Source organism: Pseudomonas sp. GW821-FHT07F05, assembly GCF_059418765.1.
Genome location: NZ_JBWKQL010000019.1, coordinates 15,484 through 29,171, shown reverse-complemented (window position 1 = coordinate 29,171; position 13,688 = coordinate 15,484). Strand labels below are relative to the sequence as shown.

At 58.5% G+C, this 13,688-nt stretch carries 12 protein-coding genes and 1 pseudogene; 9 read left to right on the top strand and 4 right to left on the bottom strand.

What is annotated here, in order from left to right:
* Window positions 1-32: 32 nt before the first annotated feature.
* Window positions 33-2,507 carry a TonB-dependent siderophore receptor gene (locus AC07RO_RS25305; protein WP_495087372.1) on the top strand — a complete coding sequence of 825 codons (2,475 nt, stop codon included), beginning with the start codon at window positions 33-35 and terminating at the stop codon, window positions 2,505-2,507.
* Window positions 2,508-3,009: 502 nt separating this feature from the next.
* On the opposite strand, the gene AC07RO_RS25300 is transcribed toward AC07RO_RS25305, so the two are convergent.
* Window positions 3,010-3,153 carry a hypothetical protein gene (locus AC07RO_RS25300; protein WP_495087433.1) on the bottom strand — a complete coding sequence of 48 codons (144 nt, stop codon included), beginning with the start codon at window positions 3,151-3,153 and terminating at the stop codon, window positions 3,010-3,012.
* A 186-nt stretch (window positions 3,154-3,339) separates the two neighbouring features.
* Window positions 3,340-3,426, bottom strand: a pseudogene (locus AC07RO_RS25295) (IS66-like element accessory protein TnpA); the annotation flags it as partial.
* A 466-nt stretch (window positions 3,427-3,892) separates the two neighbouring features.
* Between AC07RO_RS25295 and AC07RO_RS25290 the strand changes: the two are divergent.
* The 4 genes from AC07RO_RS25290 to AC07RO_RS25275 all read left to right on the top strand — a co-directional run bounded on the left by AC07RO_RS25290 (window position 3,893) and on the right by AC07RO_RS25275 (window position 8,962).
* Window positions 3,893-4,420, top strand: coding sequence for a sigma-70 family RNA polymerase sigma factor (locus tag AC07RO_RS25290; RefSeq protein ID WP_495087371.1), 528 nt, complete (start codon window positions 3,893-3,895; stop codon window positions 4,418-4,420).
* Window positions 4,421-4,428: 8 nt separating this feature from the next.
* Window positions 4,429-5,385, top strand: coding sequence for a DUF4880 domain-containing protein (locus AC07RO_RS25285; protein WP_495087370.1), 957 nt, complete (start codon window positions 4,429-4,431; stop codon window positions 5,383-5,385).
* A 118-nt stretch (window positions 5,386-5,503) separates the two neighbouring features.
* Window positions 5,504-7,915: a TonB-dependent siderophore receptor gene (locus AC07RO_RS25280; protein ID WP_495087369.1), complete on the top strand. Its 2,412-nt coding sequence runs from the start codon at window positions 5,504-5,506 to the stop codon at window positions 7,913-7,915.
* A gap of 3 nt (window positions 7,916-7,918) precedes the next feature.
* Window positions 7,919-8,962 (top strand): YncE family protein, encoded by a 1,044-nt coding sequence (locus AC07RO_RS25275; protein ID WP_495087368.1) that lies wholly within the window; start codon window positions 7,919-7,921, stop codon window positions 8,960-8,962.
* An 8-nt stretch (window positions 8,963-8,970) separates the two neighbouring features.
* Here AC07RO_RS25275 and AC07RO_RS25270 read toward each other — a convergent pair whose 3' ends face one another.
* Window positions 8,971-9,336: a hypothetical protein gene (locus AC07RO_RS25270; RefSeq protein WP_495087367.1), complete on the bottom strand. Its 366-nt coding sequence runs from the start codon at window positions 9,334-9,336 to the stop codon at window positions 8,971-8,973.
* Between the two features lie 552 nt (window positions 9,337-9,888).
* Between AC07RO_RS25270 and AC07RO_RS25265 the strand changes: the two genes are divergently transcribed.
* Window positions 9,889-10,515, top strand: a complete 627-nt coding sequence (locus AC07RO_RS25265; RefSeq protein ID WP_495087366.1) for a hypothetical protein — start codon at window positions 9,889-9,891, stop codon at window positions 10,513-10,515.
* Window positions 10,516-10,550: 35 nt separating this feature from the next.
* On the opposite strand, the gene AC07RO_RS25260 is transcribed toward AC07RO_RS25265, so the two are convergent.
* Window positions 10,551-11,186, bottom strand: a complete 636-nt coding sequence (locus AC07RO_RS25260) for an RES family NAD+ phosphorylase (protein ID WP_495087365.1) — start codon at window positions 11,184-11,186, stop codon at window positions 10,551-10,553.
* A gap of 322 nt (window positions 11,187-11,508) precedes the next feature.
* Here AC07RO_RS25260 and AC07RO_RS25255 point away from each other — a divergent pair, with 322 nt between their 5' ends.
* The 3 genes from AC07RO_RS25255 (at window position 11,509) to AC07RO_RS25245 (ending at window position 13,642) form a co-directional block, all read left to right on the top strand.
* The gene (locus AC07RO_RS25255) at window positions 11,509-11,925 is read left to right on the top strand and encodes a TrfB-related DNA-binding protein (RefSeq protein WP_495087364.1); all 417 of its coding nucleotides are present in this window, start codon (window positions 11,509-11,511) and stop codon (window positions 11,923-11,925) included.
* A 457-nt stretch (window positions 11,926-12,382) separates the two neighbouring features.
* Window positions 12,383-12,760 (top strand): hypothetical protein, encoded by a 378-nt coding sequence (locus AC07RO_RS25250; protein WP_495087363.1) that lies wholly within the window; start codon window positions 12,383-12,385, stop codon window positions 12,758-12,760.
* 45 nt (window positions 12,761-12,805) lie between these two features.
* Window positions 12,806-13,642 carry a DUF932 domain-containing protein gene (locus AC07RO_RS25245; RefSeq protein ID WP_495087362.1) on the top strand — a complete coding sequence of 279 codons (837 nt, stop codon included), beginning with the start codon at window positions 12,806-12,808 and terminating at the stop codon, window positions 13,640-13,642.
* Window positions 13,643-13,688 lie beyond the last annotated feature (46 nt).

Here is a 13,688-nt window from a genome sequence, read left to right as displayed (position 1 = left end):
GCAACTCATCATGTCCAGATCGGAACCTCGTCATGCCTACAGCGTTACCAACCCCTCCTTCACCCCTCAGTCGCGCGGTGCGCGTCGCGCTGCTCTCGGCCACCTTGGGTGCCTGTGCACTCCCCGCTCTCACCTTTGGCCAGCCGGACACAGGGACGGCCATGGCCACCTACGACATCGCCCCTGGCCAACTCAGCGAGACCCTGAACACGTTTGCCCGGCAAGCCGGTATTACCTTGTCCAGCACCCCGCCTCAAACCCAGGGCTTGCGATCCTCCGGCGTGCAGGGTAACTACGACCTTGAACAGGCGCTGGTACGTCTTCTGTCCGGCACTGGCCTCAAGGCCGTTGACCAAGGGAATGGCGGATACACGCTGACAGCATCGTCGTCCACTTCCCTGGACCTGCCCACGACAGATATCCGCGGCTTCGCGCTAGGTAATGCTTTGGGTAGCACGGACGGGTACAGCGCTACTCATAGCCAGGTCGCCACCAAGACCAGTACCGCATTGCTCGAAACCTCTCAATCGGTGTCCGTAGTCACTCGCCAGCAAATGGACGACCAAGGCGCACAGACCGTGTCGCAGACCATGCGCTATACGCCTGGGGTACTCACCAATCCCTATGGCGCCACCCACCGCTATGACTATGTGGCCATGCGTGGCTTCAATGACGGGTCCGTGGATAACATCTATCTGGATGGCCTGAAGTCCATGGGTGACAGCGGCACCTACAGCACCATGCAGGTGGACCCCTATTTTCTGGAACGCGTCGACATCCTCAAGGGGCCGTCATCGGTGCTGTATGGCCGCAGTTCTCCCGGCGGCCTGGTCGCACTGACCAGCAAGAAGCCCTTGTTTGAGCCCTATCACCAGGTTCAGGCCAGCGTAGGTACCCAAGGTCAGCGAGGAGCAGGCTTCGACTTCAGCGGGCCATTGGATAATGACAAACGCATCGCCTACCGACTGACCGGTCTTGCGGACGAGTCCGACACCCAATTCGATCATAACGAGGAAAAGCGTTACGCCTTGGCACCTACCCTGAGCATCGACTTCAATGAAGACACTTCGCTGACGTTACAGGCGTACCTGCAACACGACCCAGAGGGTGGATACCACGGAGGACTGCCCGCGGACGGCGCGCTGCATCAGCGCAACGGACAACGCATCTCCGATCACTTCTTCGAAGGCGAGCCCGGCGTCGATCAATACAAGCGCAACCAGCAATCCTTCGGCTATCAGTTCGAACACCGCTTTAACGATGTACTGACTGCACGGCAAAACTTCCGGTACCTGGACTCCAAGGTCACCCTGGACCAGGTGTATGCCTATGGCTGGACCAGCGCCGACAGCAACGCGCTCAATCGGTACTATTCGGGCGGCGACGAGCGCTTGCATGCCTTCATCGTCGACAACATGCTGCAGGCTGAATTCTTTACCGGCAGCGCCAAGCACACGTTGCTCACAGGCGTGGACTATCAACGACGCAAGACTGTAGTGGATGGGGCCAGTGGTGCGCTGGCGCCGATCGACGCATTCAACCCCGTATATGGCAACTCTGCAATCAGCGAGTACCCGCTGACGAGCTACCTAAGGCGGTTGCAACAGACCGGCGTTTACATGCAGGACCTGGTAGAGCTTGATCAGTGGAGATTCTCCCTGGGTTTGCGTCAAGACTGGGTCAAGACGTCCGATGAAAACCGCTTTGCTGAAACCGGCCGCCCGGTTGGTACCAGAATCAGCGACGACCGCTCCAAACTCACGGGTCGTGCAGGGATTTTGTATCTGTTCGAAAATGGCCTGGCACCCTATCTGAGCTATTCAGAGTCTTTCAACCCGAACTCTTACTCGGACGAAGCCGGTAACCCCTTGGCTCCCACTGACGGCAAGCAGTGGGAGGCGGGCATCAAATACCAGCCGCCTGGGACCGATGCGCTCTATACCGCCTCGGTCTTCCGAATCGACCAAGAGAATCTGGCGACCAAGCTGCCGCAGGAAAACTATTACAGGGCCGTGGGCGCGGTGCGATCACAGGGCATCGAACTCGAGGCTCATCTCCAACTGACCGATAACCTCAAGCTACTGGGCAGCTACACCTTTACCGACATCGAGTATTCGAAGTCGATGATCAGTACGCTGAGCACCGCTGACAATGTGATCGAGAACAAAGGCAACTCCCCCACTCAAGCGCCCAAGCAAATGGCTTCGGTGTGGGGCGATTACAGGTTTGTAGCAGGCCCGCTGGATGGACTGCGCCTGGGTGGCGGTGTGAGATATGTAGGCCATAGCTGGGCAGACGCCGAAAACACAATGAAGGTGCCTGCCTATACGCTGCTGGACGCGTCGGTGGGCTACGACCTGGGTAAGCTAGGTCTCAAGGGGGTTGATGTGCGTGTGAATGCAAACAACCTGACCAATGAGAGCTACATCGCCACCTGTGCCAGCCTAAACTTCTGCTACATGGGTGAAGAGCGGAATGTCAGTGCGACGATTAGTTATACGTTCTGACCACAGCTAGCCAGAAAGCAAAACCCCTGCCTGTGTCAGCAGAAAGGGGTTTTATTCAAGCTTGACGATGACTGTAGTCAGACTTGTGAGCTTCCGGATTCTTGAAGCTTAAAGATTCTTCGCGCAAACTGGCTGTGATTGGGCATCAAGTAACAGTTCGCTACCGATTTTCACGTCAGGCGCAACACGCTGATAGCGGGGGTAGCCCTTGGGATCATACTCAATGTAAGCCTCTGCTTACTTAAGACGCTCATGAGCATTGTGAAATGCGATGACCTCGGCGCTCGGCAATGCGTCATTGCCATAGAAATGAGGGATTGCTGGACCTAGCTTCGATTCCGCACATCCTGCAAGCAGTGTACTGGTCAACTGATCCCGAACACTCAACTTAGTTTTTCCTCAGCGACCGCAGACGCTAGCCCTTCGTTGAACTGTTGCAGTCGCCGCCAGTTGTATCGCTCCATCAGGAATCGGCCGATATCATGTTTCGCTAGCGCAATGCTCATGTAGCCACCCGCGCCAGCGCAGTTTCGGTGCCGGCGCGCATGTCCATGGGGTCGGTGGCGAGCCAGATGGAGTCGACGCGGATCATCGCAACAGGTCTCGCAGAAAGGTCACACAGGCCGCCGCGTTTTCGGTCGGCCATTTCACTTTCACGGTGCCGCGAGGTGGGGTTTCGAGGCAAATAGTCGCAGAGGTGATATCTGGTCGTTACGTCGGGGGACGGTAATGCCAGAGGGATAAAGGTAGATTGCTGGACAATCGTTTTTTGCGATCGCAGCCGAATCCACTTATGGACGAGATTTGCGTTGAGGTTGTGGCCCAGCGCGACGCTGGCAATTGAGGCGCCAGGTTCGGAGCACTCCTGAATGACTCCAGCTTCGAATAATTTGGAGTAGGAATGGCGATGTGGCTGCATAAAAGACCCGCTTAAAAGGCTAGAAATAGTGTCTAGTTAAATTTAAGTGCACATCACCGCTCTTTGGTGTCGGGGGTCAGGAAGGCATGTAAACCGGACGCATACGCATGCTTCGGTAACCCAATTGCTTAGAGGTGCGACCTGGCTGTGTCTCTAGAGTTGATTCTGCCTTTCTACGGAAAAGCAGATCCGATGGAAGTCAATGCCATATCGTCGCATCCCTTCCACTTCACATCCCACACACCAAAACGCTCGGGAGTTGATTTGTGTAAGGCTGGGCCTGGTCTCGTCTGAACGAAGAATTATGTATCTAGTCAAAGTAATCTTTAGGTCGGGGTCCTGGAGTCGAATTGCACGGCGGGCACAAAATCGGAGTCAATGCTTTTTCCGCCTACCTCGACAGCTCTATTGAGATTGGTTATTATCCGCAATAAGTCTTTCCAATTTTCGACGGTCCAACGACATTTTGCCGACGTCTCCCTTAATCTCCAATGCCGTTGGCAGCCTTTACGTCGATCACGGCAGTTGGCTGCAGCATTGGTTGAGCCGACGCTTTGGTGGTTCCTTCAATGCCGCCGATGTCGCCGACCTGACACACGACACTTTCGTACGTCTGCTGCTCAAACCCCGCGAGTTCGACGGCAGCGGTGATGCCCGGGCGTTTCTGTGCACGGTGGCGCGGGGCTTGTGCATCGACCAATGGCGCCGCTGCCAGTTGGAACGCGCCTGGCTCGAGGCGCTGGCTTCGCAGCCGGAGTTTGTCGAGCCGTCGCTGGAATACCGCGCGTTGATGCTGGAAACCCTGGAAGAGATCGATGCCATGCTACGGCGCCTGCCGGGCAAGGCGCGGCAGGCGTTCCTGCTGGCCCAGCTGTACGGCGTGGGCTACCGGGAGATTGCCGCCGAGGTTGGGGTGTCGGAGCGCATGGTCAAGAAGTACATGGCCCAGGCAATGTTCCAGTGCCTGTTGCTCGAGGCCGGCCTGGCACCATGAATCCCGATATGAACAGCGCCAATGTCCCCGGCTATCTGGTGCTGCAGCAAGCCGCCAGCTGGTACGCGCTCCTGCGCTCTGAACGTGTGACCGAACACGACCGCAGCAAGTGGCGGGCCTGGCACGACCGGCACGCTGAGCACCGTCACGCCTGGAGCCTGGTGGAGCGGGTAGGCGGGCGCTTCGGACAATTCGGCGACGCGGCGCAGAAAAAAGGCGCGATGGCGGCCCTCCACGACAACGGCGGCCCGGGTCTTAGCCGTCGTCGCACCCTGTTGTCGCTAGGTGGCCTGACCCTAGCCACTTGGCTGGGCTGGCGTACCTTGGGCGACAGCACCGCTGTCGGCGGTTGGCTCGCCGACTACGCCACCCACACCGGCGAACAGCGGCAGGTGCAATTGCCCTCAGGCGGTCAGCTCTGGCTCAACACCGCCAGTGCCATGGACATGGATGGCCCGCGTCTGAAACTGATCAGTGGCGAGATCAACATCGACGACCGCCTCGGGTACGGTGGCACACTGCAACTGAATACACCCTATGCCGAGTTCGGTGCCAGCCGCGCCAGGTTCAACCTGCGCCTGGGCGACGCGGGGCTGTGCCTCGATGTGTACGCCGGTACCGTCGAGGTGGCCTGCAAAGACCAGCGCCAGACCGTGCAACCGGGCCAGCAAATCACTATCAACCGCCAAGGCCTGGGCCCGTTGTCGCTCGCCAGCGAAGCGCACCGCGCCTGGGTGCAGGGCGTGTTGGTGGCTGAAGGCACGCCGCTGGGCCAGGTCATCGCCGAGCTGGCCCGTTACCGCCACGGCTATCTGGCCTGCGACCCGCGCATCGCCAACTTGTCAGTGGTCGGCACCTTCTCCATCCGCGACACCGATCGCGCCCTGGCCTCGCTGGCCAGCGCGTTGCCGGTGCGGGTCAACCGCCTGTTGCCCTGGTGGGTCACCTTGCAAGCGCGCGTCTGACGACCGAGCGCTTGTTATTCGCGATTATTTTCGAGGACTCGGTTCCCTTTTCGCGAACGCCGTTCGGTGTCAGGGAAAGCACGCTATTTCACCTACCATACGTTGCGGAACCGGCCACATGTCTTCGATCCACAAGCGCTCGCGTCGTTTCAACCTCACGCCCCTGGCAATCCTTGTACCTTTGGCTTTGGGCGGGATGGCCCTGTTGGCCGTCCCCAACGCCCAGGCGGCTCAGGGGGTGCAGACCTTTCACGTACCCGCCGGTAACCTGACACTGCAACTGGCGCGCTTCGCCCAACAGGCCGGCATCGAGCTGGCCGGTAACGCCCAGCTAACCGACGGCCGCAGCGGCCCAACCCTGGAAGGCGACTACAGCGTCGACGCCGCTCTCGCAGTGCTGCTCAGCGGTGCTAGCCTGCAAGCGCAGAAGCAGGCCAATGGCAGTTACATGCTGGCCGCCAGTGGCGACCTGCAGATCGCCGCCACCGAGATCGACTCAAACAGCGACGTCAACACCAGCTACCAGCCGGCGCCGCCGACCTCCAGCTCCATCCTGCACAGCGACAAGCCGACGCAGAACACCCCGCAGGTGGTCAACGTCGTCACGTCGCAAGTGCTGCGCGACCAGAAGCCGCGAAACCTCGACGATGCCCTGGCCAACGTCAGCGGCATCACTCAGGGCAACACCTTGGCGTCGACCCAGGACACCATCATGAAGCGCGGCTTCGGCGGCAACCGTGATGGCTCGATCATGCACAACGGTATGCCGCTGGTGCAGGGCCGCGGTCTCAACGCCGCCGCTGACAGCGTCGAAGTGCTGAAAGGGCCCTCGTCCCTGTTATACGGCATCATGGACCCGGGTGGTGTGATCAACGTGGTCAGCAAACGCCCCTCGCTGCAAGCCTACAACTCCATCAGCGCCCGCGCTTCAGGCTACGCCCACGGCCGCGATGGCAGTGGCGGCACCCTCGATAGCACCGGGCCGATCGGTAACACCCCGCTGGCGTACCGCATGATCGTCGACTACGAGGACGAGGATTACTGGCGCAATTTCGGCACCCACCGCGAATCCCTGGTGGCGCCATCGGTGGCCTGGTATGGCGACGACACCCAAGCGGTGTTGTCGTACGAGCACCGCGAGTACCTCACGCCATTCGACCGTGGCACCGCGCTGAGCAACAACGGCACCTTCCTGAAAGTGCCGCGCACCGAGCGCCTGGATGACAAGTTCAACACCATGGAAGGCCGCGCCGACCTGACCCAGCTGCTGATCGACCACCAGTTCGACGACAACTGGAAGGGCCACTTCGGCTACAGCTGGAACCGCGAAACCTACGACGCCAACCAGTTGCGGGTCACCTCCATCGCCAACAACGGCGCGGCCACCCGTAGCAACGACGCCACCCATGGCGCGGTCAGCACCGACAGCTATGCGATCGCTTCGATGGAAGGGAGCGTCGAGGTAGCCGGCTTCCAGAACGACCTGCAGTTCGGCTTCGACAACGAAAAGCGCAAGATCTATCGCGCCGACCTGTTGCGACAGACGCCGTCCAGCGGCTTCAACGTCTACGACCCGGTGTACGGCCAGATGAGCCCGTCGTCGACGGTATCGGCCAGCGACAGCGACCAGACCGACAAGCTGCGTGCGCAATCGGCCTTCCTGCAGGACGCGCTGCACTTGACCGAGAAGTGGACGCTGGTACTCGGCGGCCGTTACCAGATGTACGATCAACTGGCAGGCAAGGGCCGGCCATTCAAGACTAATACCGATATCAACGGCCAGAAATTTCTGCCCCGCGCCGGCCTGGTGTACCAGTTCAATGACGTGTTGTCGTTCTACGGCAGCTACACCGAATCGCTAAAGCCGACCTCCAGCATCGCCCAACTGTCCAGCGGCGTGACCATCGATTCGTCGGTGCTGCCGGAGCACGCCAAGTCTTATGAAATCGGCGCCAAGCTGGAAATGCCCGGCCGCGTGACCGGTACCCTGGCGTTATTCGATATCGACAAGAAGAACGTGCTGGTGTCGCAGTACAATAACGCCACCGGCGCCACCGACTGGCGCACCTCTGGCGCCGCCCGTTCGCGGGGCGTGGAACTGGACGTGTCCGGGGAAATCACCGACGCCTGGAGCGTGATCGGCAGCTATGCGTACCTGGACGCGATCACCACCAAGGACCAGCTCTACCAGGGCAATCGCCTGTGGAACACCGCCCGCCAGACAGCGGCGCTGACGGCGGTCTACGACTTCGGCAACGTGTTTGGCGGCGACCGCCTGCGCGTCGGCAGCGGCGCCCATTACGTGGGTGAGCGCCCGGGTGACTCGGCGAACAGCTTCTACCTGCCGTCGTACACCACGGTGGACGCATTCGCCTCGTACAACACCTACCTTGATGGCCACAAGCTGAACTTGGCGTTCAACGTCAAAAACCTGTTCGACCGCACCTACTACACCTCCAGCGTGAACCGCTACTTTATCTCCATGGGCGACGTGCGCCAGTTCATCCTGTCGTCGACGCTGGAGTTTTAAACCATGAAGACTTTGAAACGGCTGGCCTTGGCTTTACCGCTGGTGTGTGGCCTGGCCCATGGGCAGGACCCCCTGCTGTACCGCACCGAAGCAGTGCGCACCTTGGCCGGCAGCGGCCACAGCTGGGGTTTCGGCGCTCTCGACCCGAACAGCCCGACCCTGTTCGTGGCGCGCCGGGAAAACGGCCTGAGCCTGTTCGACGTGCAGCGGCAGAAAGCCCTCGGCACGCTGGCCAACTCCAGCGGCGCTAACGCGGTGGTGCTGGTGCCGGTGCGCAACCGCGCCTACGTAGCCAACATGGACGGCAGCCTGGGCATTGTCGACCTCAAGCAACGCAAGGTGCTGAAGCGCTTGCCGGTTGACAGCGGCAACCTCAACAACCTGCTGTACGACTCTCACAGCGACCGGGTAATCATCACGAGCGGCCGCCGCGGCGACCACTCGACTCTGTACTTTCTCGACCCGGCCAGCGATCGAATCGTCGGCCAGCGCGACATCGCCGCGCGCAAGCTTGATGGGCCCATTGGGCTTAAGGACGGACGCTTTATAGTGCCGATGAGGGATGAAGATCAGGTCGCGATGCTCAGCGGTCCACAGCTGGTTGAGCAGCGCCTGCTGAGCTATCCGGGCTGCAGCAAACCGAGTGCGCTGGCCGCGGACGAAGCGGGTGGGCATCTGTTCGTGGCCTGCCGCGGTGAGCAGCCGGTGCTGGTTATCGCTGACCTGGTCAGCGGCGCGCCGCAGGCCACGCTGCCGATCACCCATGCGGTCAACGCTCTGGCCTATGATGCACAGCGCAAGCAGGTGCTGGTTCCCAGCGGGGTCGACGCCAGCCTCACCGTGGTTGGTCTAGACGGCGATGGCCAGTTCCGCCTGCGTGGCACCGTGGGCACCCGGCCATGGGCGCACAATATGGTGTTCGACGCAGTGAGCGGCAAGGTCTATCTATTTGCGATGGACTACACCCTACCAGCGGCCGATGATGGAAGTAGCCCGGAGCTCCGATTCCATGCCGGCACGTTTAGTGTGCTGACTATGAAACCTTAAATAAACAGTCAACATCCGGCTCCAGAACTCGCTGAACCGGCCCGTGACGCCCACTTCCAGTCCGTGCGAGCGCTCCTTGCCGGAAGCATGGGTGCAGGTTTCGTACTGCAGGTTTCACTGAACTGCACGTTGTTCTTTTCGATGTTGAACGGCGCCACGGTGGTGATCGCATCGCTTTGGTACTTGGTGTCGTTCTTGTAGAATTTGCCTTTGGGTGGCAAGTTGCCAATGAAGGTATTGCGGCGAAACGACTCGGTGTAGGTGGTGTATAGCGACCACTCCAGCTGGATTATGTACACCGGGCCGACCCAAGCCACCATCTTGCTGTCGTTGACGTTGGCACCAACGATAAAGGGTCGGCTCTTGCCGCTCATTTCCTTAAATGGGTCGTAGCGCAGGCCGTCTTGCGAATCCAGCGTTCAGCTAGATGCATGGTGTCCTGGATGAATAGGTCACGGGTGTCGGCCTAGCTACTGTTGGCGCACTGGCGGCGCTGGGTGCAGGTACTTGACCTTAGACCGGGTTGGTGCAGTTGAAGCCCGCTGGGCGAACGCTACAGGTTCTTCAACAATCGGTCATTTTTCATGTAATCGACCCCTCAAGCCGACTATCGCACTGAGAAATTCATCACGCTGCTCTGTGGAAAAAATTACGCAGATCACACCTAACCTAATGATATGTATAGAATATATATCATGGAAAATAACCTATTTTATCATTAGCTATTACACATCACCTGAACCAAAGCCGTTTTTCAAGGATAGTGGTGACATGTGGCTACGTTATTGGATAGCAGTGGGTTTCATAACGCTGCCTGCATTTCTCTTACGTTTCTTGTAGGTTGACAGATTGACTGGTTGACGAGTTGACAGTATCCCCGTACATTGGCAGTCAGTTGATTGTTTAATGAGTCGTCAGGAGGTTCCATGTCTGTCTCTTTCAAGGCGTCCGTCCCTACTTCGAGAGTGGATCTTGAGGATGCGGTGGACAGACGTTTCCGCCAGTTCATCGCAAAGCTGCCGCAGGCGGTGCTCGAAAAGGCGCTGAAGCTTTCAGATGATAGAGAAGCTCTCGCTGAGATGACGAGATCCACAGCTGAGGCAGTGCGAAGTGTCGAAATCGAGAATCAAGAGGCTGTCGCTGCCATGCGATCCAAAGCCTTTGCGAGGGTGCAGGAAAGGTGCGAACTGCTTGAGAGCAAAGATCTCGTTAGGATTTTGGGTATCACTAAACAGGCGTTGAGCAAGCGTATCCAGGCTGGCCAGATCGCCGTTTATACGAACCAAAGCAACGGCAGAAAATACTATCCGGCTTTCCAGATCAAAGATAACAAGGTACGACCTGTAATAGCCGACCTGATTGCTGAATTCGGCGTCGATCCTGCAGACCAGGTTGCAATGAACCTGTTTGTTCAGCACTTGCTCACAAGAATCGATTATTCAAACCCAGGTGAGCCCGAAAACATCGTAGAGATGCATACGCTCATAGACAATCCTGCCGCCCGCAAAATCATCAAGCGGGAATGGGACAACAAGTATCTGCATGGTAGGTAAAGACCGCCCCCTCTTGCGAGGGGGACGGTTGTTGCTTACTCCAGGCTGACGCCCAGGTCTTGCAGGTGCTTCGCGGCTGTCTTACCGTTCGACAAGCGGCCCTTGAGGAGCAACTTGTGGCTGACCGGCTTAACCTGCTCGCCCCGTCCGTCAAACAGGGCGGCATTACACCCCTCAAGGGTGCCGGCTGGCGAATACACGGATGAGGTGTACAGAAGTCCATCGACCTGTGCACCACATTCCATGCAAGCCTTGCTCAGTGCCCGAGTTGGGTCATAACCTTCAGAGCCCTGTCCCTTTGCCTGGACGACGTCGCGCAGCTTTAGACCCGTCAAATTAGCCAACATCGGCAGGTCTATCAGTTTCAAGTCCCGTGCCGCAACAAGCTCATGCAACGAGCTTTGCTCCAGCTTGGCATACGCCACTGGGGTTTCATCTCCCGGCGGTTGGAACACCTCGGCGACTGCAACAGTGTCGCTAAGCCCAAGGTACAGAACTCCCACAGGAAGATCGGGGCTGCCGAAGCGGCTATCCGATTTTTTGTTGTAGAAGCGGGGCTCAGCGTCATGCTCCGAATCTTGGGCACGGGCAAACGCGGTTCCTTCAGGCATGATCCGGATAACCTCGGGGTTGGTGTCCAGAACTGCCTTTACATCGTTAACATCGATCATCACCTTTGTTGTACTCCTGATAGAAAATGAGAGGGTGCTTTTGGATTTGCATGGGTTTCTTCCCTTGCTGGTTGTGTTTACCCGCGCAGAAATCCGCACGGGCATGTTTGGCCCAGTCGGGCCGAGAGCGAATATAGGGCAAAGTGCTAGCTTTCAATAAGATCTATCGCGCAAATCGGATCCTTTTTTGCGTCTAAGCAGTTTCAATCGACCAGCCTAGGGCGGCATGCACGTTGAAGGCAGTGTCAAACCCGCACCTTGATGCAGGTTACATGTGGTTGCGATTCCTGTAGTTTTGAGTTTCTCAGCCTGGTCTGCCCCTATGATTGTCGATCCAGTCCTGTCTGCTCTTGCAGCCAAGATCACTCAGAACTACAGCAACGCCCAGATTGCCCAGTTGATCCGGATGATCAGTCCTGTTTCACCCTGCGCTCTAATGGCCGCGGACGAATTTGAGCGGGTCATGAACGTGCTTGCGGGCCAGAATCGACGTCGAGCGTTCTCAGATCGCTCGATAAGTGCTGCCAGGCTTGTCCTGGTCATGGGTGCCAGCGTGTCCGAAGCAGCCTTGGAAACTGGGTTGACCCGGCAGGTGGTTCACAGGCTGATGGCACGCATTCAGGCGCGCCTGGAGGGATTACCGGGTGATTGGGTCAAGGTTGAAGCCTGGCTACCTCCTGCAGCAGCTGGTGACGTTCTGGCTTTAGCTCAATCACTCAGATCTGCTAGATCGCAATAGGAGAGGAGTGCCCTGGTTGTTCAGCCTCGGTGCAGCTTGACCGCTGACAACCTCTGACGTGCGTTCCCTTCGCTGCGCTCAGGGCCGGGCTTTCGTGCTGCGCATCGAGCCAGGCCATGAAGCCGGCCCGTCTCGCCCCTTCGGGCTTCAATCCTCGCCGGCAAGCCGGCTCTAACGCCTCCGGCCTCTCGGCCTGCGCGCTCCGCTTGCCGTCGCTGCCTGTACCTCTCGTATCACCTGCAGGCTTTGCTGCGCACCTTTCGCCGTGCGCTTGACGGTAGATCGAGCGCGGCACCTGACAAGGGTTCGGCTGCGCCCGCGACACTCCCCCGTTCAGACTCGCTTCGCTCCCTTAGCTGCGGCCTCGCATCGCGCCCTTGTCACGCACCTATGCGCCCGATCGACCTAAGCGCATGGCGAAAGGCACTCAGCAAAGCCAGCACAGAGATGAGACGAAATGAACAGACAAGCAAAGCAACAGCTGATGAAGCGCTTCACAAGCGGTCAGGTCGAGATCTGCAAAAAACTGCTGAAACTGAGTCGCCAGGTACACAAGTTCAATGCCCGCGTCGAGTTCTTGGTTCTGACGTTCAAGCATGACCTGGTAGATGCCGTGGTCAGGTATGAAATTTGGGACAACGGTTTCGAGGGGCTCGGCGAACGCCAGTTCGACAACTGCTTTGAAATGGGCGACTCGGCCGAGGTGATCGCTGCGCTAATCACCACAGCGCGCCGTGAAGGTTTCGTGGAGAAAATTGAGACCTGGTGCGGCAACGATTCGTTTGTCCGCTGGTGCAGCTATGCCGACCGCCAAGGCGACCTTTTCGCCGCTTAACCCCGCTTGCGCCCGGTTGGCCGGGCGCACCACCAGGAGAAATTTATGCGTATGTCCAGCAACTTCCGTAACCCGTGCATGATTCGCAGTGATGTTGCACTGAGCAACGATCAGATCGCTCACTATGTGCCTTCCATCTTCGCTGAAGAAGCGCACAACAGCCGCTCTGACCGTTACCTGTACATCCCGACCGTTCAGGTGCTCGATGCGCTGCGCGCAGAAGGTTTCGAACCGTTCATGGCTTGTCAGACGCGGGTACGCGACGAGGGCAAGCGCGAGCACACCAAGCACATGCTGCGCCTGCGTCACGCGAGTCAAATTCTGGATCAGGAAGCCAATGAAATCATTCTGCTAAACAGCCACGACGGCAGCAGCAGCTACCAAATGATTGGCGGCAAATTCCGTTTTGTGTGCGCAAACGGTCTGGTACTGGGTGACGTTGCAGCCGACCAGAAAGTGCGCCATAGCGGCCGTAGTGACGTGGTACATGACGTGATCGAAGGCGCCTTCGAAGTGTTGAAGCATTTCGAACAGATCGACCACATCACCGCTGACATGAAGCATCAGCAATTGCACCAGGACGAGCAAGAAGCCTTTGCAATGGCTGCCCTGGCGTATCGCTACGATCCGGCTGAAGGACCCGCACCTGTTACCCCGTCGCAGTTGCTCATGCCACGTCGCCGGGAAGACCGTAACAGCGACCTTTGGACCACCTTCAATCGAGTGCAGGAAAACACCATTAAAGGCGGTTTGACCGGTCGTAACAAACAAGGCCGACGCACAACAACGCGGGCAGTCAACGGCATTGATCAGGATGTGAAATTGAATCGCGCCCTGTGGGTGCTGGCACAGGCTCTGCAAAGCCGTCAGCTCGCCGCCTAATCCTAAGCCCGGACAACATCTGTCCGGGCCCACCACACCCTAATGG

Coding starts and splice junctions, on each gene's coding strand:
- AC07RO_RS25300 (WP_495087433.1), bottom strand. CDS start 3,153: ATGGCCGACCGAAAACGCGGCGGCCTGTGTGACCTTTCTGCGAGACCT.
- AC07RO_RS25285 (WP_495087370.1), top strand. CDS start 4,429: ATGAACAGCGCCAATGTCCCCGGCTATCTGGTGCTGCAGCAAGCCGCC.
- AC07RO_RS25275 (WP_495087368.1), top strand. CDS start 7,919: ATGAAGACTTTGAAACGGCTGGCCTTGGCTTTACCGCTGGTGTGTGGC.
- AC07RO_RS25250 (WP_495087363.1), top strand. CDS start 12,383: ATGAACAGACAAGCAAAGCAACAGCTGATGAAGCGCTTCACAAGCGGT.
- AC07RO_RS25305 (WP_495087372.1), top strand. CDS start 33: ATGCCTACAGCGTTACCAACCCCTCCTTCACCCCTCAGTCGCGCGGTG.
- AC07RO_RS25280 (WP_495087369.1), top strand. CDS start 5,504: ATGTCTTCGATCCACAAGCGCTCGCGTCGTTTCAACCTCACGCCCCTG.
- AC07RO_RS25270 (WP_495087367.1), bottom strand. CDS start 9,336: ATGAGCGGCAAGAGCCGACCCTTTATCGTTGGTGCCAACGTCAACGAC.
- AC07RO_RS25245 (WP_495087362.1), top strand. CDS start 12,806: ATGCGTATGTCCAGCAACTTCCGTAACCCGTGCATGATTCGCAGTGAT.
- AC07RO_RS25260 (WP_495087365.1), bottom strand. CDS start 11,186: ATGATCGATGTTAACGATGTAAAGGCAGTTCTGGACACCAACCCCGAG.
- AC07RO_RS25255 (WP_495087364.1), top strand. CDS start 11,509: ATGATTGTCGATCCAGTCCTGTCTGCTCTTGCAGCCAAGATCACTCAG.
- AC07RO_RS25265 (WP_495087366.1), top strand. CDS start 9,889: ATGTCTGTCTCTTTCAAGGCGTCCGTCCCTACTTCGAGAGTGGATCTT.